Source organism: Pseudomonas haemolytica (assembly GCF_009659625.1).
Lineage (GTDB): Bacteria > Pseudomonadota > Gammaproteobacteria > Pseudomonadales > Pseudomonadaceae > Aquipseudomonas > Aquipseudomonas haemolytica.
The window spans coordinates 130,419-152,273 of sequence record NZ_VOIW01000008.1; the positions used below are offsets into that span (position 1 = coordinate 130,419).

A 21,855-nucleotide genomic window follows, 5' to 3' on the forward strand; every position below is an offset into this window, starting at 1 on the left:
CCAATGTGGGAGGGGGCTTGCTCCCACATTTGAATTGTGTTGGCTTCTAGATTTCCAGCAATGCCGCCAGCTCTCTGTGGAGCTCATCCTCATCACCCAGGTTCAACTCAACCAGCCGCCGCAAATGGCTGATCGAATCCAGGTCGATGTGTTGGCACACGAAGCCCAACTGCCCATGGTGCTCATGGGTCAGCCGTACTTGCATCTTTATATGGGCCTTCGGATCCAGGCGTATGTCGACCTCAAACGGCAGCGCTTTATTGCCCTTCCAGCCTTCTGGCCGTTCCAACAGCAAGCCCTTTAGTGAAAGATCCACCAATTTAACCGGCAATTCCCACCCGTTTTGCCGAATTTCGGTTTTGGCATCAAACGCGATCCGGCGAAAACGGCGGCGATCAGACGCGTGCTGGGTCATGGTGAAGCCCTCTGTGGATAGATGGATTGTAGCCTTGCGCCATCAGGTGGCATTTATTTCCGCTTTTTTGCCGCTTGAAGGCTCTAGACCAACGTAGGGGGCTGGTCTTTGGAGCCAGTAGCGCTAAACTCGGGCTGGCTGTCCTTTCTGTCCACCCTGGCTGGAATATAAAAATGAAAAATAATAATAGCCTGCTACGCCACCTACCCTGGCTGGTGCTGGCAATCGTAGGAGCGTGCGCCCTGGGCGTAGTGGCCTTGCGCCGCGGCGAGGCGATCAACGCCTTGTGGATCGTGGTCGCTGCCGTAGCCATCTACCTGGTTGCGTACCGTTACTACAGTCTGTTCATCGCCAATAACGTGATGCAACTCGATCCTCGGCGGGCCACCCCCGCAGTGGTCAACAACGATGGTCTGGACTATGTGCCGACCAACAAACACATCCTTTTCGGTCACCACTTTGCGGCGATTGCCGGTGCAGGCCCGTTGGTGGGCCCGGTACTGGCGGCGCAAATGGGCTACCTGCCCGGTACGCTGTGGCTGATTGCCGGCGTGGTGCTGGCGGGTGCGGTGCAGGACTTCATGATCCTGTTCCTGTCCACCCGTCGCAACGGCCGTTCCCTGGGGGATATGGTGCGTGAAGAGATGGGCCGCATTCCCGGGACCATCGCGCTGTTCGGCTGCTTCCTGATCATGATCATCATCCTTGCGGTGCTGGCGCTGATCGTGGTCAAGGCCCTGGCCGAGAGCCCGTGGGGCATCTTTACGGTGATGGCGACCATCCCGATTGCGATGTTCATGGGCATCTACATGCGCTACATCCGCCCGGGCCGCATCGGTGAAATCTCGATCATCGGCGTGCTGTTGCTGCTCGGTTCGATCTGGCTGGGCGGGCAGATTGCCGCCGACCCGGTCTGGGCCAAGGCGTTTACCTTCACCGGGATCCAGATCACCTGGATGCTGATCGGCTACGGTTTCGTTGCGGCTGTGCTGCCGGTATGGCTGATCCTGGCGCCCCGCGACTACCTGTCGACCTTCCTGAAAATCGGCACCATCATCGCCCTGGCGATTGGCATTCTGGTCACCATGCCTGACCTGAAAATGCCGGCGCTGACTCAGTTTATCGACGGCACCGGCCCAGTGTGGAAGGGCGGCCTGTTCCCGTTCCTGTTCATTACCATCGCCTGCGGTGCGGTCTCGGGCTTCCATGCGCTGATCTCCTCGGGCACCACGCCCAAGTTGCTGGCCAGTGAAAGCCACGCTCGTTACATCGGTTACGGCGGCATGCTGATGGAGTCGTTCGTGGCCATCATGGCGATGGTTGCCGCTTCGGTGATTGAGCCTGGCGTGTACTTCGCCATGAACAGCCCGGCCGCAATCGTCGGCTCCGACGTGGTTACCGTGGCACAAACCGTCAGCAGCTGGGGCTTTGCCATCACTCCCGAGGCGCTGTCAGCCGTCGCCCACGATATCGGTGAAACCACCATCCTGGCGCGTGCCGGCGGTGCGCCGACGTTAGCGGTGGGCATCGCGCAGATCCTGCACAGTGTGCTGCCGGGTGAAAACACCATGGCGTTCTGGTACCACTTTGCGATCCTGTTCGAAGCGCTGTTCATCCTCACGGCGGTCGATGCCGGTACCCGTGCCGGTCGCTTCATGCTGCAGGACCTGCTGGGTTCGTTCGTACCGGCGCTGAAACGCACCGAGTCCTGGACCGCCAACCTGATCGCGACTGCCGGTTGTGTGGCGATGTGGGGGTACTTGCTGTACCAAGGCGTGATCGACCCGCTGGGTGGCATCAACACCTTGTGGCCGTTGTTCGGTATCTCCAATCAGATGCTGGCGGGCATTGCGCTGATGCTGGCGACCGTTGTGCTGATCAAAATGAAGCGCCAGCGCTATATCTGGGTGACTATGCTGCCGGCCGTCTGGCTGCTGATCTGCACCACCACCGCAGGCTTCATCAAGTTGTTCGACGCCAACCCGGCCATCGGCTTCCTGTCCCTGGCCAAGAAATACAGCGACGCCCTGGCCAACGGTCAGATCCTCGCGCCGGCCAAGAGCATCGACCAGATGCAGCACGTGATCTGGAACGCCTACACCAACGCAACGCTGACGGCGCTGTTCCTGTTCGTGGTGTTCAGCATCCTGTTCTATGCGCTCAAGGTAGGCATCGCCGCCTGGGGCAACAAAGAACGTACGGATAAAGAAGCGCCGTTCCAGGCTGTTCCGGACGCGTAAACGAGGATTGCAACCATGTTCAATGACATCAGTCGCCTCGGTAAATACCTCGGTCAGGCTGCGCGCCTGATGGTCGGCATGCCCGACTACGACACCTACGTCGAGCATATGCAAACCAAGCACCCGGACAAGCCGGTGATGGACTACAAGGCGTTCTTCCGGGAACGCCAGGAAGCCCGTTACGGCGGCAAGGGTGGGCCTAAGTGTTGTTGAGTTAACGCAACTCCCTGTGGGAGGGGGCTTGCTCCCGATAGCAGTGTGTCAGTGACAGATAAGTGCCTGACACACTGCTATCGGGAGCAAGCCCCCTCCCACATTTGTTTCAGTGTTCCTTCAAGGAGATTTTTTTTGTCCTCTCCCATTCCAGTGACCGTCCTTAGCGGCTTCCTCGGTGCCGGCAAAACCACCTTGCTGCGCCACCTGCTCAAAGCCGAGCACGGCTTGAAAATCGCCGTGATCGAAAACGAATTCAGTGACGCCGGTATCGATACCCAGCTCTTGGGCGAAGAGCCGGTGCAAGTCATGACCCTGTCCAACGGCTGCGTGTGCTGCACCATCCACACCGACCTGACCAAGGCCCTGTACCTGCTGCTTGAACGTCTGGACAGTGGCGAAATCGCTTTCGACCGTCTGGTTATCGAGTGCACCGGCCTGGCCGACCCAGCGCCGGTAGCACAGACCTTCTTCATCGACGAAGAGCTGCGCGAGCGCTACATCCTCGATGGCATCATTACCCTGGTGGACGCGGCCCATGCCGAGCACCACCTGACCCAGACCATCGCCCAGGCCCAGATCGGTTTTGCCGACCGCCTGCTGGTGAGCAAGCGCGACCTGGTGGACGACGCGACGTTTGACGCCCTCAGCCAGCGCCTGACCCGCATCAACCGGCGTGCGCCGATTCGCGTGGTCGATCACGGCACGATTGACCTGGCCGAATTGCTCGATGTGCGCGGCTTTAACCTCAACGCCGGCATGAGCCTGCGCCCGGTGAGTGCCGCGCCCTCCGTCGACCGTATCTCCAGCCTGGTATTGCGCACTGAGCAGCCGCTGGATATCGATCGCCTCAGCGAGTTCATGAACGAGCTGCTGGAAGACCACGGCAAGCAACTGCTGCGCTACAAAGGCGTGCTCAATATTGCCGGGGAAGACCGGCGCATGGTGTTCCAGGGCGTGCTCAAGCTCTACGGGTTCGACTGGGACACCGAATGGGCTGAAGGTGAGGCGCGGGAGAGTGTGATTGTGTTTATTGCCGATGAGTTGCCCGAAGACAAAATCCGCGAGGGCTTTGCCAAAGTCCACCAATCCTGACCTGAAATGCAATTTAAATGTGGGAGGGGGCTTGGACAGCATTTCAAACTGGAATAAAAAAGCCCGGCTCAAGAGCCGGGCTTTTCATTCAAGCAACTGCAATCAAGCGCCGTACACCGGCAGCTTCTTGCAGATGGCCTTGACCTTCTCACGTACCGCGTCGATCACGGCTTCGTTGTTCAGGTCTGCCAGGATGTCGCAGATCCAGCCGGCCAGTTCCTTGCACTCTGCTTCCTTGAAGCCACGAGTGGTCACTGCCGGGGTGCCGAAGCGCAGGCCGGAGGTGACGAACGGCGAACGTGGGTCGTTCGGCACGGAGTTCTTGTTCACGGTAATGAAGGCTTTGCCCAGGGCAGCGTCAGCATCTTTACCGGAAATATCCTGCTTGATCAGCGACAGCAGGAACAGGTGGTTTTCGGTACCGCCGGACACCACGTCAAAACCGCGCTCGATGAACACAGTGGCCATGGCCTGGGCGTTCTTCACTACCTGTTGCTGGTAGGTCTTGAACTCAGGCTGCAGGGCTTCCTTGAAGCAGATCGCTTTAGCGGCGATCACGTGCTCCAGCGGGCCACCTTGGGCGCCCGGGAATACCGCGGAGTTTAGTTTCTTCTCGATCTCGGCATTGGCGCGCGCCAGAATCAGGCCGCCACGTGGACCGCGCAGAGTCTTGTGGGTGGTGGTGGTGACGACGTCAGCGTAAGGCACCGGGTTCGGGTAGACGCCAGCGGCGACCAGACCGGCTACGTGAGCCATGTCGACGAACAGGTAGGCGCCAACCTTGTCGGCGATTTCACGGAAACGTGGGAAGTCCAGGATCTGCGAGTAGGCAGAGAAACCAGCCACGATCATTTTTGGCTTGTGCTCGACCGCCAGGCGCTCGACTTCGTCGTAGTCGATCAGGCCGTTGGCATCGATACCGTATTGAACGGCGTTGTACAGCTTGCCGGAGGAGGAAACGCTGGCGCCGTGGGTCAGGTGACCGCCGTGGGCCAGGCTCATGCCCAGGATGGTGTCGCCGCCTTGCAGCAGGGCCAGGTACACGGCGCTGTTGGCTTGGGAGCCAGCGTGCGGCTGGACGTTGGCGTAATCGGCGCCGAACAGTTCCTTGGCGCGGTCGATTGCAAGCTGCTCAACCACGTCGACGTACTCGCAACCACCGTAGTAGCGCTTGCCTGGGTAGCCTTCGGCGTACTTGTTGGTCAGAACCGAACCTTGAGCCTCCATCACCGCAGGGCTGGTGTAGTTTTCCGAAGCGATCAGCTCAATGTGCTCTTCCTGGCGCACGGCTTCTTGCTCCATGGCGGCGAAGAGATCGGCGTCGTACTTGGCAATAGTCAAATCACGGCTGAACATGGCGGTCCTCAAGGATCGGGGGCAGAAAAGGAGGGCATTCTAACCCAATGGGTTTTAGATGGCATATGAAAGGACATCATGTCGCGGACAAGTGGGGCTCATCTGGAGATGAGTGGTGACTGTGCTGGCCTCATCGGGAGCAAGCCCCCTCCCACATTTGAAGGTATTCACAGTTCAAAAGGTGGGAGGGGGCTTGCTCCCGATGGGGCCATAAGCCGCACAACAGCAGGTCAGTCGAACATGAACAGCGCATCATTGCTGAACTGCGCCTCGAACCGATTTGCCGGCATCGGCCGCCCGAACAGGTAACCCTGCACCTCATCACACCCATGCTCTCGCAGGAAGTCCAACTGCTCATGGGTTTCCACACCCTCGGCAATCACCGCCAGGTTCAAGCTGTGGGCCATGGCGATAATCGCCCGGGCAATTTGCGCGTCCTGCTCACCCGAGGGCAGGCCATCGACGAATGTGCGGTCGATCTTCAGCACGTCGATGGGAAACTGCTTGAGGTAGTTGAGTGACGAATAGCCGGTGCCGAAGTCGTCCACCGCGATGCTCAGGCCCAGGTTCTTCAGGCTGGCGAGGATCTGCATGGCTTCGTTGACTTCGCGCATCAGGATACTTTCGGTCAGCTCCAGCTCCAGGCACGCTGGCGGCAGGCCGGTGTCCTTGAGGATGGTGGCGATGCGCGTGCCCAACTGGCCATCGGAGAACTGTCGCGCCGAGATGTTCACCGAGACTTTCGGCACCCGCACCTTGTTCTGGTGCCAGGTCTTGAGCTGGCGACAGGCTTCACTGATCACCCAGTCGCCCACATCCACCACCAGCCCCAATTCCTCCAGCACAGGGATGAAGTCGCCTGGCGGTACCAGGCCGCGACGCGGATGGCGCCAGCGCAGCAGGGCCTCGGCGCCGGTCAGGCGTTTGCCGTCGCCGCTGAATTGCGGTTGGTAATAAAGCACGAATTCGTTCTGCTCCAGGGCGTGGCGCAGGTCGCTTTCCAGCTCCAGGCGTTCCAGGGCGCTGGCGTTCATGTCGGCCTGGTAAAACTGGAAGTTGTTCTTGCCGCGCTCCTTGGCGTGATACATCGCAGTATCGGCGTTCTTCATCAATTGGCTCAGCTCGTTACCGTCTTGCGGGCTGAGGGCAATGCCGATGCTGGCGGTCACAAAAAACTCGCGGCCTTCCAGCACGAAGGGCTTCACCAGGCTGGCGAGAATCTGCTCGGCCACATGTATCGCGCGGTTCAACGCCATCTCGCGGCTGACCCGCGGCTGCAGGAGCAAGGTGAACTCGTCGCCGCCCATGCGCGCCACGGTGTCGTCTTCGGCCACGCAACCGAGCAGGCGCGTGGCCATTTCCTTGAGCATACGGTCGCCGGCGGCGTGGCCGAGGGAGTCGTTGATCGGCTTGAAGCGGTCGAGATCGAGGAACATCAGTACCACCCACGACTTCTGCCGCTCGGCTGACTGCAACGCGGTGTGCAGGCGGTCCTGGAACAGTGTGCGGTTGGGCAGGTGGGTCAGGGCATCGTAGTAAGCCAGGCGGTGGATGCGCTGTTCGCTGGCCTTGCGCTCGCTGATATCGCTGAAGAAGCATACGTAGCTGGCCAAGTCGCCTTCATCGTCGAACACGGCGGTAATACCGACCCAGGCTGGGTAATGCTCGCCGTTGCGGCGCTTGAGCCACACTTCGCCTTCCCAGGTGCTGTGCTGGTGCAGTTGCTTGAGCACATAGCGCAAATGGGCTTCCTGCTGCTCATCGACGGTGAGCATGTTCGGCAGTTGGTCGAGCACATCGCTCACCGCATAACCGCTGACCCGGCTGAACGCCTCGTTGGCCTGCACGATATAGCCGGCCGGGTCGGTGATCAGGATGGCCGAGGTGGAATGCTCAAATACCGTGGCCGCCATGCGCAGGTCTTTTTCGGCACGGCGTTGCTGGCTGATATCGCGGCCCACGCCGAGGATGCCTTCAAACGCACCATGTTCATCCCACACCAGCACCAGGCGCAGTTCAATCGGCACTTTGCGCCCATCGGCACGCAGGCAGTCGAACAGGAACAACTGGGTCTGGACTTCATCGCGCAGCGTATTCAACGCTTCGGGGTTGCCCAGGGCGCGGCTGACCTGTTCCATCAGGCTATAAATGCCGGTCAACTGTTGCGGGTTGGCAATGATCGACTGCCAGCCATTCTTGAACACCCAGTCCACGTCATAGCCGAGCACGGCGTTGACCGACGGGCTGATGTAATTGAGGGCCAGTTGGCTGTCAGTGGAGCAGATCACGTCGCTGATGCTTTCGGCCAGCATGCGGTAGCGCTGCTCGCTGTCGCGCAGCGATTCGCTGGCCTCGATCTGGTCGGTAATGTCCTTGGCCACGCCGATGATCCGGGTGACCACCGCGGACGTGTCCCGGGCCAGGGCTTGTTCGCGGATATCGAAGCGTCGCCATTGGTTATTGCGGTGACGAAAGCGCAGTTGGCAGTGCAGTTGGATCGTATAGCCGACTTCGCGTTGCTGTTGGCGCAAGTCGTGGTAGTGCTCGGCGTCTTCGGGGTGCAGCAGGATTTCCCAGAAGTACTCGCCCATTTGCTGCAATTCGGCCTTGTTGTAGCCGAGGGTATGGCCCAGGTGATGGTTGCTGAAAATCATGCGCTGGCTGATCACGTCCTGCACATACAGGTGGTCGGGTACGGTGCGCACCACGTCCGACCAGAAGCTCTCGCGCTCCACCAGCGACAGTTCGATCAGCTTGCGGCTGGTGATATCGCTGATGCTCAGGATCACCGCCTTGAAGTCGTCCTGTTGCTCCGGCAGGCGCATCACCAGCCACAGGTATTGTTCGTTGCCGGCTACATCGTTGAGCTGGATTTCCAGTTCCAGTTGTTTTTGCTGGGTCAGCACGGCTTCCAGCACGGGATAGCCGATGGCGGTGGCATTGCGTGGGCAATCATCGATCAGGCGTTCCCAGGCCTGTTCGCAAGAGCCCACATTCAATAGGCGCACCGCCACCTGGTTGACCTCGGTGACCCGTAGTTCCTTGAGCAGTTGCTGGCGTTCGGCGGGGTTGGCCCGCAACCAGGCGTGCAATTGCTCGCGGCTGTGTACTTGGGTCTTGTCGAAAAACGCTTTGAGCCCCGACAGGTCAAGCACGCACAAGGCCACGCCTGTGCCTTCGAAAATGTCCTGATAGCGCCGCCGGCCTTCATGCACCTGGCGCTGGCGGCGGCGCATGTTCAACAGCACGATCACCGGGATCAGCGAGAACGCCAGCCCCAGCAGGCACTTGCCGATAAACGCCGGCAACAGTTGTTCCAACACTGCACTTCGGTCGAACAGCCCGCGCAGTTGCCAGTCACTTTTGCTCAAGGGCGTGACCAGCACACTGCGGTTCAATTCTTCCGGGGTCAGGGCGCCGGACCACTGCGCCGGCATGCCGCTGTCACGGCTGACCACGCGGTGGTTCAGACGGTTCTCGATCGCCCACATCGGGCGCTGGGCCTGGACGTCCTGGCGCGTGAGGTTGGCCAGGAAGTTCGGCGCCAGGCGTAAGGCCCAGTACACCTTCGAGCCCCCGCTGGGCTGGTGCAGCAACAGGTAGATGACGGTGCCGTCGTTGTCGTTGCTCAGGTAATAGGGCTGGGAGTGGCTGCGTTTGACCAGCTCTTCAAGCCAGGCGCTGTCCCGGCTGTCGCCGTCGGTGTCGCTGATCAGCGCGCCGCTGGGGGCGAGCAGGGCGAAGCTGCGCAGCTCCGGCAATGAGCGCTGCAAGGTGCGGATCAACGCCTGTTGCTGTTCGGCGTTGCGCGGCGGTTCGACGATGGGCAGCAGATTAAGGGCGATCTGCGCGCTCAGGGCCATGTTCAGGCTGATCTGTTCGGCGAGGTCGGCGCTGTAATCAATGGTGTATTGCTGTTGGTCTTTCTGGTTTTGCTGCAATTGGTCGAGCAGTTGCCAGAACAATAACGCGAGCAACAGCAGGACAAGCGTCGCCAGCGCGCCCTTCAAGGTACCGTGCAGGGGCACTCCCGGCGCAATATGAGCGGCGCGCAAGGGAGTTGGCGGCGTGACTTTGGACAAGCTGTGATCCTGCGGTTTGGCTGGACTGGCGCGCGACGTGCACTATAAGCCGGACGCCCGGAGGGCGGCTAGCATGCCTTGAGTTGTGGCAAAGTGCCAGTCTTCCCTGGCTGGACTGCCCCAGCGCATTCAGGTAGCTTTGCCGGTTACGCGGGGGCGTTCCAGCCCCAGACATTCAGGCTTTTTCCCCACGCAGGCATTGATCACTATCAACGGCCCGCGCGGCGCATGGCCTGGCACGGGCTTCGTCCGCTTAATTCATCAGTCACTGACGCTAGGTTCACCATGGCTCAATACGTCTTCACCATGCATCGGCTGGGAAAAGTTGTTCCGCCGAAGCGGGAAATCCTGAAAAACATTTCGCTGTCCTTCTTCCCAGGCGCCAAGATCGGCGTGCTCGGCCTCAACGGTTCGGGTAAGTCCACGCTGCTGAAAATCATGGCCGGCGTCGACACCGAGTTCGAAGGCGAAGCCCGCCCGATGCCGGACCTGAACATCGGCTACCTGCCGCAAGAACCGATCCTGGATCCGACCAAGACCGTGCGCGAAGTGGTCGAAGAGGCCGTCAGCGTGATCAAGGACGCCCAGGCGCGCCTGGACGAGGTCTACGCCGCCTACGCCGAGCCGGATGCCGACTTCGACAAGCTGGCCGCTGAACAGGCCAAGCTCGAAGCCATCCTGCAGGCCGGCGACGGTCACAACCTGGAGCGCCAGTTGGAAGTCGCCGCCGATGCGCTGCGCCTGCCGGCGTGGGACGCCAAGGTCGAATTCCTGTCCGGTGGTGAAAAACGCCGTGTGGCTCTGTGCCGCCTGCTGCTGTCGGCCCCCGACATGCTGCTGCTCGACGAACCGACCAACCACTTGGATGCCGATTCCGTCGCCTGGCTGGAGCATTTCCTTCACGATTTCCCGGGCACCGTGGTTGCGATCACGCACGACCGGTACTTCCTGGACAACGTCGCCGGCTGGATCCTCGAGCTCGACCGCGGCGCCGGTATCCCTTACGAGGGCAACTACTCCGGTTGGCTGGAAGCCAAGTCCGACCGTCTGGCCGCCGAATCCAAGCAGCAATCGGCCCACGAAAAAGCCATGAAGGAAGAACTCGAGTGGGTGCGCAAAGGCGCCAAGGCCCGCCAGTCCAAATCCAAGGCACGTCTGCAACGCTTTGAAGAAATGCAGTCGCAGGAATTCCAGAAGCGCAGCGAAACCAACGAGATCTACATCCCGGCCGGCCCGCGCCTGGGTGACAAGGTCATCGAGTTCAAGAACGTTTCCAAAGGCTATGGCGACCGCGTGTTGATCGACAATCTGTCGTTCTCCATGCCAAAAGGCGCAATCGTCGGCGTAATTGGTGGTAACGGTGCTGGTAAATCCACACTGTTCCGCATGCTGATGGGCAAGGAAACTCCGGATTCGGGCACCATCGAAGTCGGCGACACCGTGCAACTGGCCTGTGTCGACCAGAGCCGCGAAGACCTCGACGGCAGCAAGACGGTGTTCCAGCAGATTTCCGACGGTTCCGACCAGATCCGCATCGGCAACTATGAAATCCCGTCGCGCACCTACGTCGGCCGTTTCAACTTCAAGGGCGGCGACCAGCAGAAGTTCGTCAAGGACCTGTCCGGTGGTGAGCGCGGTCGCTTGCACCTGGCCCTGACCTTGAAAGAAGGCGGCAACGTGTTGCTGCTCGACGAACCGTCCAACGACCTCGACGTTGAAACCCTGCGTTCCCTGGAAGAAGCCCTGCTGGACTTCCCGGGCGCTGCCATTGTGATCTCTCACGATCGCTGGTTCCTTGACCGTGTGGCGACGCACATCCTGGCGTACGAAGACGACTCGCAAGCGGTGTTCTTCGAAGGCAACTACACCGAGTACGAAGCAGACCGTAAAAAGCGCTTGGGCGAAGCCGCTGCCCAGCCGCATCGTGTGCGTCACAAGAAACTGGCCTGATTCGGGCTGGTTTGAAAAAAGCGGAGCCTTCGGGCTCCGTTTTTTTTGCTGGTGTTTCAGGAGTACCGCGTTGAATGCATTCGCGAGCAAGCCCGCTCCCACATTTGATCGGGTTTCAACGTTGAAATGCGGTCGAATGTGGGAGCAGGCTTGCTCGCGAAGGCGGTTTAACTGTTGGTGCATCTTCTAAGCTGAAATACCCTTTTTGGGGCGTTAAGACTTAATTATTTATATCCAATGCACCATTTAAATTCACAAAAGCGACATTTCGCCCTGTCACGGTGCGAAACGAATTGTTAAAGTCCGGCTCAATCTCTGTTTAACAACAATCAATTTGCCGAGACTTTTCATGATCGAATCCGTCGAATCCTTCCTGGCCCGCCTCAAGAAACGTGACCCCGATCAGCCGGAATTCCACCAGGCTGTAGAAGAAGTCCTACGCAGCCTGTGGCCCTTTCTTGAGGCCAACCCCCACTACCTGACCTCGGGCATCCTGGAGCGCCTCTGCGAGCCGGAGCGCGCAATTACCTTCCGGGTGTCGTGGGTGGATGATCACGGCAAGGTCCAGGTCAATCGCGGTTTCCGTATCCAGATGAACAGCGCCATCGGCCCTTACAAAGGCGGCCTGCGTTTTCACCCCTCGGTGAACCTGGGCGTATTGAAATTCCTCGCCTTCGAGCAAACCTTCAAGAATTCCCTGACCTCGCTGCCCATGGGCGGCGGCAAAGGCGGCTCGGACTTCGACCCCAAGGGCAAGAGCGACGCTGAAGTGATGCGCTTCTGCCAGGCGTTCATGAGTGAGCTGTACCGCCACATCGGAGCGGACGTCGACGTGCCGGCCGGTGACATCGGTGTGGGCGCACGGGAAATCGGCTTCCTGTTTGGCCAGTACAAACGCCTGAGCAACCAGTTCACCTCGGTGCTGACTGGCAAAGGCATGACCTATGGCGGCAGCCTGATTCGCCCGGAAGCCACCGGTTTCGGCTGCGTGTATTTCGCCGAGGAAATGCTCAAGCGCCAGGGGCAGAGGGTCGAAGGCAAGCGCGTGGCGGTCTCCGGTTCCGGTAACGTGGCGCAATACGCGGCGCGCAAGGTCATGGACCTGGGTGGCAAGGTGATTTCCCTGTCGGACTCCGAAGGCACCCTGTACGCCGAAAGTGGGTTGAGCGAGGACCAATGGGCGGCCTTGCTGGAGCTGAAAAACGTGCAACGCGGGCGCATCAGTGAAATGGCTGAACGTTTCGGCCTGGAATTCCGTAAAGGCAAGACGCCTTGGGAACTGGCCTGCGATATCGCACTGCCATGCGCCACCCAGAACGAACTCGACGCCGACGCCGCGCACGCCTTGTTGCGCAATGGCTGCACCTGCGTGGCCGAAGGCGCCAACATGCCGACCACCCTTGAGGCTGTGGATATCTTTATCGACGCGGGCATTCTGTTCGCGCCGGGCAAAGCATCCAACGCCGGTGGCGTGGCGGTGAGCGGCCTGGAAATGTCGCAGAACGCCATGCGCCTGCTGTGGACCGCTGGCGAAGTCGACAGCAAGCTGCACAACATCATGCAGTCGATCCACCATGCCTGCGTGCATTACGGTGAAGAGAACGGCCGCATCAACTACGTCAAGGGCGCGAACATCGCGGGCTTCGTGAAAGTGGCTGACGCGATGCTGGCCCAAGGCATCGTCTAAACCTCGGGCTCGATACGCAGCACTTCGATCAACTGATCGCCGACGGGGCGCTGCCACAGCACCTCGTCACCTAGCTGGGCACCGAGCAAGGCGCGGCCCAGGGGCGAACCCCAGTTGATCAAACCGGCGTTGGCGTCGGCTTGATCCTCACCCACCAACTGAATGCGCTGCTGCTCGTCCTGCTCGTTGGCGAACGTGACCCAGCTGCCGATCTGCACCTTGTCGGTGGATGTCGCCGGCGCGACCACCTGTGCGCTCTGCACCCGCTGGTTGAAGTAACGCAGGTCCCGCTCAAGATCAGCCTGGCGCTGCTTATCGGCCTGCTCACCTTTGGCGGACTCGGCACTGTACTCAAGCTGCAATTGCGCCACCTTGGCTTGTAACTGCGCCAACCCTTGCGCGGTCAAACGGTTAGGTTGCGCGCTGACCTGACGCTCCACCGGCTGCTCGGCCTGGGCGGCGGCGTTGTCTTCATTTACAAAAGCTCGGCTCATGGCATTCTCCCTCTATGGAGTTTGGTCCATGTTCGCCGCGCATTAGTTTCGATGGATGTCTGGAAGCGACCTATTGCGAGCGATAGGCCTTGGCCGCATCGCGATCTTTCTCCTGTTGCCAGGCACGTTCACGGTCGTCCCTGCGGTTTTCCTGGTAGTCACGCAGCTCTTCGTTTTCACGCATGGCTTTGCACTGGCGAAAACCATCTTCCCAGCCTTCGGCGTATTGACGGTCTTTCAGATAGCGCGGCACGTTCTTGCGAAACTCCCCGGTAATCACCCCAGCGGCCTGGCGGCCACTGCTGCAACCATCGTCAAAGCCGTCGGCGAAGGCGGGTGGATAACCCTTGGCCAGCAACTCTTGATGGGTTGATTGGCAGCCTGACAACCACACCATTGCACACAGCATTACCGCATACCGCCACATGGCGTACTCCCTGGCCGGTTCACGGCTGATAAGGGGAGTTTAGTCAGTGATTTGTCAGCTGTATGTGAAAGGTGGGTCAGGGGGATGTGGAGAACTTTTGGCCAAGCACAAAACCAAATGTGGGAGGGGGCTTGCTCCCGATAGCAGTTTACCAGTCTCAGTATTTTTGACTGACCCAGCGCTATCGGGAGCAAGCCCCCTCCCACATTTTGATTTTCACCAGGCTTGAGTCAGTAGTGGTACCACTTCACTTCAAGCATCACTTCATTCACGGGCGTGGATAAGTGGCTGTATTCACGCTGCGCACTCAAGCGCAGGCCCAGGTTGCGGGACAGTTCCCACTGCTGGTTGAGGCTGATGCTGCGCCGCACTTCGCCGTTGGTAAAGAAGTCGCCCTTGGCTTCCAGGCTCAGGTTGCCCAGTGGGTTTTTCCACAGCACGCCGGTGTTGAAGCCGGCGGCGGGTGAGATGGCTTCGCTGAAGTCGTTGTTGTGCTCTACGCGCACGGTGCCGAGGGCGAAGCCGAGCATGTCGTCGCTCAGTTGCCAGGTGCCGCCAGCGCCGCCGTTGACGTGTGCCACCAGGGTTTCGTCGTCGTGCTTGCCCGGTACCCGTTCCAGGCCGCCAGTCACTTGCCATGACCAGGGCTGCAGCAGCGCATTACGTGGGGTCAGGGAGCGGATAGTGGCCAGGTCGAGTTGCTGCAACTGCCAGTGGTTGCCTTCGTACTGGCGCAGTTTCATTTGCAGGATTTCGATCTGTGCGCCGAGCGGGAAGCCTTCGGCGTTGTCATTAAGGTCGTGATAGGCCATGCGCAGGCCGTATTCGCCGAAGGCCTTGTCGCCACGGGTGCCTATGCCGGCTTGCCAGGTGCGCGATTCGTGGCCGTTTTCCGGCAGGCCAGGCGGCGTGATCTTCAGGTCGGGCGCAGGGTTCTGGTTGATCGCACGCAGCAGTTCGAAGCTGCGCTGGGAGCGTTCGGTGTCGCGCTCCAGCCCATTGGCACGGTAGCGGCCAAGGCGGTAGGCGGCATCCACAATCAGCGCCTGGCGCTCGCGGGGCAGCGCTTTGAAGGTCGGCTCCTGCAATTGCTTCTGGTCATCGCTGATTTTCAGCACCCATTGTTGCTCATCGCTATCCAATGGTTTGGCGCGTTCGAGCAGTTCGCGTTCACGGGAGGGGCGGTAGTCGATTTTTTCCACCAAGCCTGCGTCTTTTACGGCCTTGACCGTGTCGGTAGGGATCGCCGTGAGCGGGAATTGCTCGGTCAGGCGCAAGCCGGGGCGGGCCACTTGCAACAGTTCCAGCAGACGGTAGGAGCAGTTTTCGTCGAAAAAGAAGTAGTCGAACTGGATCTGCTTGAGTTCCCACACGTGCTCGACCATGCGCTCGGTCTCGACCTGGGTCAGGTTCAGGCGGTATTCCCACAGGTCGCGGTTCTCAAGGCTGCGGTATTCCGAGAGCTTTTCCTGGTAGGGCACCAGAGCGAACAGGCCGGGGTAGCCGCCCATCAGGCCCTTCCAGGCGTAGAGGATGCTGTTGTCGGAGCCTTCGATATAGGCGCCGAAGTTGATCGCATAGCTGAGCAGGGCGGTGTTGTTGCTTTGCACGTCCGCCTGGTCGATACGCAGCAGGGTGTGGCCGAACATCGACGACGGGCTGTTGAGGTAGGCCGCCGGGAAGATCATCACCGCGCTATGGGGCGCGACGTCTTTGAACCACTGCTTGAATTCGGTGCAGTCCACGGTCGGCAGGTCAGTTAGGTGCAACTGATCCTTGAGCCAGCGGGTACGTGCGGGGTAGACGCATTGGGTATGTTTTTCACCCAGGCTGGCCGGTGCATACAGCGCATCGACAGTGGCCTTGAGTTCGGCGTCCGGATGGTGAGCGCCATCGGCAGCAAGAAAGAACTTTTTATCGCTGACATAGCTGCGCCAGCCACTGATTTTGCCGGCTTCGTAATGCCCCAGCGAAAGCCAGAACGGATCATTGGCCAGTTGCTGCAAACGTTGATCATCAAGGTGCGGGGCCGCGTAGAGCGGGGCGCAGGCGAAGAGTGCCAACCAGGCAAGGCGTTTGAGCATAGGGGCAACTTAAGTCGGAAATAGTGAGACCCAAAGGGGAGGCGGGTCCAAAAATAGAACCCGCGCCTCGAAAGGCGCGGGCAGGTCGAGCTTAAGCCTGGGTGGCGTATTTCGCCAGACGGGCATCACTTTTCAGTACAGCAATGGTGTTGTTGTGCACGTCGTCAGCGGTCACGTCAGCCTTGCTGAAAATCTGCTGGAAGTGCTCGTGGGTCACGGCCGCGAAGTGATCGCGATCTTCCGGGGCAACACCCAGTACCACCGCGTAGGTGGTCAGTGCTTCGCCGTTGCCTTTGGCCATGTCTTCGGACAGCTCGTTCATCATGCCATTCATGGCAATCCAGGACTTGCCGCCGTAGGTCAGGGCGCTGTTGGTGTTACAGCCGTTGGTACCGGAGGTCATGCCGAATGTGGCGTTACCCGAGGTGCCGTTGGTGGTGGAAGCCAGGAAGTGGGCTGGAGTACCGCGCTGGCCTTCGAACAACATGTTGCCCCAACCGCAGTTCGGGCCACCTGGTGCTTCTGCCATTGCATTGAGGGAGACGACGGTGAAGAGAGTACCAAGAAGGATCCGTTTCATAGCTTTGTTCTCTATTGTGTGCAAACCAATGGACAAGGGTTCAGGCGCTTGAATGCACCCTAGGGGCCAGTTATTAGTCCAACCCGCGCAGTTTGGAGTTTAGGCACGTTCCAGGGGTTCCGTGTTTTTTTATAAAACAATCAGAGTTCTCGCGAATTTTTTGTAGGGTATGTTCCGTGTCTATGCTTTCCCTAAGGCTCGCCTTGCCAGAGCGCGCAAGGGGGAGCCAGAATGCCGTCATCTGCCCCGCCTGATGTAAGGAAGCCCGATGCCTGATCCTGTTGCTGCCAGCTTGCGTCTAGCGCCCGAAGCGCTGACTCGCCCTTTCTCCGCTGAACAGTTCAGCTTCTCGACCACCAATGATTTGGAGCCCTTTCGCGGTGTGCTTGGCCAGGAACGTGCGGTCGAAGCCTTGCAGTTCGGTGTGGCCATGCCACGCCCCGGTTACAACGTGTTTGTCATGGGTGAGCCCGGTACCGGCCGCTTTTCGTTCGTCAAACGCTATCTGAAAGCCGAAGGCAAACGCCTGCAGACCCCGGCGGACTGGGTCTATGTGAATAATTTCGATGAGCCGCGCGAGCCCCGCGCCCTGGAATTGCCAGGGGGCGGCGCGGCGGCGTTTATCGCTGATATCAACGGGTTGGTCGACAACCTGGTAGCGACCTTCCCGGCGGTGTTTGAACACCCGACTTATCAACAGCGTAAAAGCGCCATCGACCGGGCGTTCAACCAGCGTTACGACAAGGCGTTGGACGTGATCGAGCGTCTGGCCCTGGAAAAAGACGTGGCGCTTTACCGGGACAGCTCCAACATCGCCTTCACGCCGATGCTTGATGGCAAGGCGCTCGACGAAGCCGAGTTCTCGCAACTGCCTGAAGTGGATCGCGAGCGCTTCCACACCGACATCTCCGAGTTGGAAGAGCGCCTCAACGAAGAGTTGGCCAGCCTGCCGCAGTGGAAGCGTGAGTCCAACAACCAACTGCGCCAGTTCAACGAAGAAACCATCACCCTGGCCCTGCAGCCGTTGCTGGCGCCGTTGTCGGAAAAGTACGCAGAAAACGCCGGCGTCTGCGGTTACCTGCAAGCCATGCAGGTGTACCTGCTGAAAACGGTGGTCGAGCAGTTGGTGGACGACGCCAAGACCGATGCCCAGGCGCGTAAGCTGCTCGAAGAGCAATACTGCCCCAGCCTGGTGGTCGGCCATCCGGTCAACGGGGGGGCGCCGGTGGTGTTTGAACCGCACCCCACCTACGACAACCTGTTCGGCCGTATCGAATACAGCACCGACCAAGGGGCGCTCTACACCACCTATCGCCAATTGCGTCCGGGGGCTTTGCACCGCGCCAATGGCGGTTTCCTGATTCTTGAAGCCGAGAAAATGCTCAGCGAGCCATTTGTGTGGGATGCGCTCAAGCGTTCCCTGCAGTCGCGCAAGCTGAAGATGGAGTCGCCCCTGGGTGAGCTGGGCCGCTTGGCCACGGTAACCCTCAACCCGCAAATGATCCCGTTGCAGGTCAAGGTGATCATCATCGGTTCGCGCCAGTTGTACTACGCGTTGCAAGACGCCGATCCGGACTTCCAGGAGATGTTCCGCGTACTGGTGGATTTCGACGAAGACATCCCGATGGTCGACGAAAGCTTGGAGCAGTTCGCCCAGTTGCTCAAAACCCGTACTTCAGAAGAAGGCATGGCGCCACTGACCTCGGACGCGGTAGCGCGCCTGGCGACTTACAGTGCTCGCCTGGCCGAGCATCAGGGGCGTTTGTCGGCGCGTATTGGCGATTTGTTCCAGCTAGTCAGCGAGGCAGACTTCATTCGCCACCTGGCGGGCGACGAAATGACCGATGCCGGGCATATCGAGCGTGCACTCAAGGCCAAGGCTACGCGCACGGGTCGTGTGTCGGCGCGGATTCTTGACGATATGCTCGCCGGGGTGATCCTGATCGACACCGCCGGCGCCGCCGTAGGCAAGTGCAACGGGCTGACGGTGCTGGAGGTGGGCGATTCGGCGTTCGGTGTACCGGCGCGGATTTCCGCCACGGTGTATCCGGGCGGCAGCGGTATTGTCGACATCGAGCGCGAAGTTAACCTCGGCCAGCCGATACACTCCAAGGGCGTGATGATCCTCACGGGTTACCTGGGCAGCCGTTATGCCCAGGAATTCCCGCTGGCGATCTCGGCTAGCATCGCCCTGGAGCAGTCCTACGGCTATGTGGACGGCGACAGTGCGTCTCTCGGTGAGGCGTGCACCTTGATCTCAGCGTTGTCGAAGACGCCGCTCAAGCAGTGTTTTGCCATCACTGGCTCGATCAACCAGTTTGGTGAAGTGCAGGCGGTGGGTGGGGTCAACGAGAAAATCGAAGGCTTCTTCCGTCTCTGCGAAGCGCGCGGCTTGACCGGTGAGCAGGGCGCGATCATCCCTCAAGCCAACGTTGCTACGCTGATGCTCGATGAGAAAGTGTTGCAGGCCGTGCGTGCCGGGCAATTCCATATCTATGCGGTACGCCAGGCCGATGAGGCGTTGAGCCTGTTGGTGGGCGAGGATGCCGGTGAGCCGGACGCAGAGGGGCAATTCCCGGAAGGCACTGTGAATGCGCGAGTGGTGGAGCGTTTGCGGGCGATTGCCGAGATGATCAGTGAGGAAGACTTGAAGGAGGCGGAGAAAGAGCTGGCGCAACAGGCGTTGGCTGAAGCCAAGCCGACCTGATCCCTGAAGCTCAATGGGAATCAAATGTGGGAGGGGCGGTGCGACGATTCGACTTGCTCCCGATAGCAGTGGGTCAGTCAAAATTACTTAGACTGGCACACCGCAATCGGGAGCAAGCCCCCTCCCACATTTGGTCCTGTGTATGTCACTAAATTGACAGCTGTCCAGGGACCAACGCCCGTTGGTCCCTACAACCTTGGTTCGTTGTGTTTTTCTTCTATTCTCAGAGACAGGGATATCCACAGGAGTCGCAGGATAGAAACAGCCTCGCCTTGTGCTGGGGCTGAACACCGATCTACCGAGGGGCGCCGCCATGTCGCGCAACCTTTGCCTTACCCGCCAGTGCCTGGGCCTGGTCACCCGTATCGAATGCTCCATTCGCCCCCTCGCGGGGGATAACGGCATGTGGACGTTATTGTTTGCCGCCGGGATGTCGGGCGAGCAGCCGTCTACCGTCAAATCCCAGGGCCCGTTCCCTGGGCCCTTCGTGGCAGAAAGAATGCTGGGGTCCATCGTTGATAGCCTGACGTTGCATGGCTACGAGCAAATGGACGAGCCGCAGATCTGGTGCCTGCACCTGCAAGCCCACCTGCGACAACTCAATGGCGGCCAAGAGCAGCTGGCGCTGTAGCGCCGATTATTTGCTCTCAGGCTTGTCCAGCTTGACCTCAAAGCCGTATTGCACGGTGCTGAGGTCGGTGCGCTGGTAACTTTCCAGCGTGGTCGGCTGGCCGTAAAAGTAATGCACGTCGAACATCGCCGTGCCGTATTCCTCTGCGCGGTGGCTGACGCCGAGGATTTCCTTGAGGTAATTGCCGCTGGCGTCCTTGGCGTAGAAACGCCAGCTGTCGGAAGGGAAGTCCTTCTGATCGACGATCAGTGCGTTGTCCTTGAGCGACAGGCCCTTGGGCAGCCTGGTGGCGTCAATCGTGGCTTTCTCGATGGTCGCCAGGAACAGCGGCACTGAGCCCACCACGAACGCCGGAGTTTCCGGGAACAGGTTGAGGTCGTAAGTGAGCGTGCCGCTGCCTGCGTTCAGCTCGAAAGCCTCGGTCGGCACCTCGATGGGCTCGCCGCGCTTGCCCTTGTCGTCGGCGGTGAAGAAGGTGATAGGTGCGTCGCTGTTGTTGCGTTCGGCGCCGACCAGGTCGTCATTGAAGGTAAAGGGGTGGTCAAATACGACTTTCGCGGCACTGGCGTCTTCGGTCGATTGGCTGATGGTGACGCTCTTTTTGAGCTGCTCCTCCGTCATCGAGGCATCTTTGAGCCAGCTGGCGGCGCTGTCGTCATACACCGTGACCGGCATCGGCAGGGCTTGCACGCTTTGCTGCAGGCTGTTCCTGTCGAAGCGCATCACCGGCAGTTCCAGGTCCTTGTGGGTGACCGTGGCCGTGGAAAAGTCCAGGACGTTAACCTGCAGGTCGTCGATCAGCCCGTTGAAGTACACCTTGGCGTAGTGGCTGGTTTGCTTGCGTTCGAAGGCTTTTTGCTCGTCGGTGAGCTGTTTCTCGAAGGCGTCGGACCAAGCCTTTTGCTTGTGCATTTCGGCCAATTGTTTCTCGTAGAACGCCACTTGCGCGGCACTTTCATTGATCGAGCCTGAGCGGGTGAGAAATTGCCCGGTGCTGTCCTGTGCCTGCACCAGCAGCGGGTTCGGCGATTCGTCGCCGACTTCGGCGGCCAGGGGCTCGCTGTTGGTCAGTTCGATCTCGGCGTAGTTCTTTTCCAGCAACAGCAGGTTGAGGGTGATATTGCCCTCGGTGCGTTTATGGCCTACGTCTTTCTTGCTCAGATCGAACGTCAGCACCTTGCCCGGCGTGACCACTTCAACCGCGCCCTTGAGGCTGACCGGCTGTGGCTGGCTTTTGTTTTCCGTCTCGATGCCTTCGATAAACGGGTAGGTGACCGTCAGATCGTCGGGGTTGGTCAGGTTGGAGCTGCTTGGGCTCAGTTGGATACCGGGGTCGGTTTCCGACCATTCCGGCTGGAAAGGAATGACTTTATTGTTGCTCAGGGTCACCGATTGCCATTCCAGGCCATGGGGGAACGGGAACCGCTCAGGCGCGTTGAAATTGAACGGGAAGACCGGCTGCAAATCCGTCAGGTAGTCGGAATGGGAGGCTTTGCGCAGCACGAAAAGGCCGTTGATGTAGGTGTCCACCAGCGCTTGCGGCGTGGGGTAATGCTTGAGCAGGGCCAGGGTGTCTTCGCCGTATTCGGCTTCGATGGGCTTGGTGGCGAGCTTGAGGCGCGCACGTTCCAGCAACAGCAGCGAGCCGCCGAGGTCGGCGATGGCATCGCGCAGCTTGGGGTCCTGGATGTCGTCCAGGGACTGTTCGAACTTCGTGGTTTTCTCTTCGAGGGTCGCCTGCTTCTGCTCTTCTTTGGGGGAGCAGCCGCTGGCCATCAGCAACGCCGCGCACAGGCCGAGAGTGGCCAAAGGGGATCGCACATCCTTCATCTGAGTCTTCCTGTCCGACATCATCGAGCCGAGTTAATGGTCTCGACACTAGCAGAAAAACTCT

At 59.8% G+C, this 21,855-nt stretch carries 15 protein-coding genes; 7 read left to right on the top strand and 8 right to left on the bottom strand.

The window, feature by feature from the left end; genetic code table 11:
* Window positions 1–46: 46 nt before the first annotated feature.
* Window positions 47–415, bottom strand: a complete 369-nt coding sequence (locus FRT59_RS24430; RefSeq protein WP_034117809.1) for a PilZ domain-containing protein — start codon at window positions 413–415, stop codon at window positions 47–49.
* 173 nt (window positions 416–588) lie between these two features.
* Between FRT59_RS24430 and FRT59_RS24435 the strand changes: the two genes are divergently transcribed.
* The 3 genes from FRT59_RS24435 to yjiA all read left to right on the top strand — a co-directional run bounded on the left by FRT59_RS24435 (window position 589) and on the right by yjiA (window position 3,963).
* Window positions 589–2,655, top strand: coding sequence for a carbon starvation CstA family protein (locus FRT59_RS24435; protein WP_034117810.1), 2,067 nt, complete (start codon window positions 589–591; stop codon window positions 2,653–2,655).
* Between the two features lie 15 nt (window positions 2,656–2,670).
* Window positions 2,671–2,868 (top strand): YbdD/YjiX family protein, encoded by a 198-nt coding sequence (locus FRT59_RS24440; protein WP_003194308.1) that lies wholly within the window; start codon window positions 2,671–2,673, stop codon window positions 2,866–2,868.
* A 135-nt stretch (window positions 2,869–3,003) separates the two neighbouring features.
* Window positions 3,004–3,963: a GTPase gene (yjiA, locus tag FRT59_RS24445; RefSeq protein WP_153839416.1), complete on the top strand. Its 960-nt coding sequence runs from the start codon at window positions 3,004–3,006 to the stop codon at window positions 3,961–3,963.
* Window positions 3,964–4,065: 102 nt separating this feature from the next.
* Here the strand turns inward: yjiA and glyA are convergent, their stop codons facing one another.
* Both glyA and FRT59_RS24455 read right to left on the bottom strand, forming a co-directional pair.
* Entirely contained in the window at window positions 4,066–5,319 is a 1,254-nt protein-coding gene (gene glyA / locus FRT59_RS24450) for a serine hydroxymethyltransferase (protein WP_153839415.1), read from the bottom strand.
* A gap of 230 nt (window positions 5,320–5,549) precedes the next feature.
* Entirely contained in the window at window positions 5,550–9,401 is a 3,852-nt protein-coding gene (locus FRT59_RS24455) for a sensor domain-containing protein (RefSeq protein ID WP_153872602.1), read from the bottom strand.
* Between the two features lie 285 nt (window positions 9,402–9,686).
* Here FRT59_RS24455 and ettA point away from each other — a divergent pair, with 285 nt between their 5' ends.
* The gene (gene ettA / locus FRT59_RS24460; RefSeq protein WP_034117814.1) at window positions 9,687–11,351 is read left to right on the top strand and encodes an energy-dependent translational throttle protein EttA; all 1,665 of its coding nucleotides are present in this window, start codon (window positions 9,687–9,689) and stop codon (window positions 11,349–11,351) included.
* Window positions 11,352–11,700: 349 nt separating this feature from the next.
* Window positions 11,701–13,038, top strand: coding sequence for an NADP-specific glutamate dehydrogenase (gene gdhA, locus FRT59_RS24465; RefSeq protein WP_153872603.1), 1,338 nt, complete (start codon window positions 11,701–11,703; stop codon window positions 13,036–13,038).
* Here the strand turns inward: gdhA and FRT59_RS24470 are convergent.
* The 4 genes from FRT59_RS24470 to FRT59_RS24485 form a co-directional block, all read right to left on the bottom strand.
* Window positions 13,035–13,532 (bottom strand): GreA/GreB family elongation factor, encoded by a 498-nt coding sequence (locus FRT59_RS24470; protein ID WP_153839412.1) that lies wholly within the window; start codon window positions 13,530–13,532, stop codon window positions 13,035–13,037. The genes gdhA and FRT59_RS24470 overlap by 4 nt on opposite strands.
* Window positions 13,533–13,602: 70 nt before the next feature.
* Entirely contained in the window at window positions 13,603–13,959 is a 357-nt protein-coding gene (locus tag FRT59_RS24475; RefSeq protein ID WP_153839411.1) for a hypothetical protein, read from the bottom strand.
* A 230-nt stretch (window positions 13,960–14,189) separates the two neighbouring features.
* Window positions 14,190–16,043: an Lnb N-terminal periplasmic domain-containing protein gene (locus FRT59_RS24480; protein WP_153872604.1), complete on the bottom strand. Its 1,854-nt coding sequence runs from the start codon at window positions 16,041–16,043 to the stop codon at window positions 14,190–14,192.
* A 91-nt stretch (window positions 16,044–16,134) separates the two neighbouring features.
* Window positions 16,135–16,623, bottom strand: coding sequence for a DUF3015 domain-containing protein (locus FRT59_RS24485; protein ID WP_034117820.1), 489 nt, complete (start codon window positions 16,621–16,623; stop codon window positions 16,135–16,137).
* Between the two features lie 268 nt (window positions 16,624–16,891).
* Here FRT59_RS24485 and FRT59_RS24490 point away from each other — a divergent pair, with 268 nt between their 5' ends.
* On the top strand, window positions 16,892–19,330 hold the full coding sequence (locus FRT59_RS24490) for a Lon protease family protein (RefSeq protein WP_065925342.1): 2,439 nt from the start codon (window positions 16,892–16,894) through the stop codon (window positions 19,328–19,330).
* A 313-nt stretch (window positions 19,331–19,643) separates the two neighbouring features.
* Window positions 19,644–19,961 (top strand): PA4575 family protein, encoded by a 318-nt coding sequence (locus FRT59_RS24495; protein WP_034117929.1) that lies wholly within the window; start codon window positions 19,644–19,646, stop codon window positions 19,959–19,961.
* A gap of 6 nt (window positions 19,962–19,967) precedes the next feature.
* Here the strand turns inward: FRT59_RS24495 and FRT59_RS24500 are convergent, their stop codons facing one another.
* Complete coding sequence (locus FRT59_RS24500) at window positions 19,968–21,791, bottom strand: hypothetical protein (protein WP_153872605.1); 1,824 nt, start codon at window positions 21,789–21,791, stop codon at window positions 19,968–19,970.
* Between the last annotated feature and the right edge of the window lie 64 nt (window positions 21,792–21,855).

Coding starts and splice junctions, on each gene's coding strand:
- FRT59_RS24430 (WP_034117809.1), bottom strand. CDS start 415: ATGACCCAGCACGCGTCTGATCGCCGCCGTTTTCGCCGGATCGCGTTT.
- FRT59_RS24435 (WP_034117810.1), top strand. CDS start 589: ATGAAAAATAATAATAGCCTGCTACGCCACCTACCCTGGCTGGTGCTG.
- FRT59_RS24440 (WP_003194308.1), top strand. CDS start 2,671: ATGTTCAATGACATCAGTCGCCTCGGTAAATACCTCGGTCAGGCTGCG.
- glyA (WP_153839415.1), bottom strand. CDS start 5,319: ATGTTCAGCCGTGATTTGACTATTGCCAAGTACGACGCCGATCTCTTC.
- ettA (WP_034117814.1), top strand. CDS start 9,687: ATGGCTCAATACGTCTTCACCATGCATCGGCTGGGAAAAGTTGTTCCG.
- gdhA (WP_153872603.1), top strand. CDS start 11,701: ATGATCGAATCCGTCGAATCCTTCCTGGCCCGCCTCAAGAAACGTGAC.
- FRT59_RS24470 (WP_153839412.1), bottom strand. CDS start 13,532: ATGAGCCGAGCTTTTGTAAATGAAGACAACGCCGCCGCCCAGGCCGAG.
- FRT59_RS24475 (WP_153839411.1), bottom strand. CDS start 13,959: ATGTGGCGGTATGCGGTAATGCTGTGTGCAATGGTGTGGTTGTCAGGC.
- FRT59_RS24480 (WP_153872604.1), bottom strand. CDS start 16,043: ATGCTCAAACGCCTTGCCTGGTTGGCACTCTTCGCCTGCGCCCCGCTC.
- FRT59_RS24485 (WP_034117820.1), bottom strand. CDS start 16,623: ATGAAACGGATCCTTCTTGGTACTCTCTTCACCGTCGTCTCCCTCAAT.
- FRT59_RS24490 (WP_065925342.1), top strand. CDS start 16,892: ATGCCTGATCCTGTTGCTGCCAGCTTGCGTCTAGCGCCCGAAGCGCTG.
- FRT59_RS24495 (WP_034117929.1), top strand. CDS start 19,644: ATGTCGCGCAACCTTTGCCTTACCCGCCAGTGCCTGGGCCTGGTCACC.
- FRT59_RS24500 (WP_153872605.1), bottom strand. CDS start 21,791: ATGAAGGATGTGCGATCCCCTTTGGCCACTCTCGGCCTGTGCGCGGCG.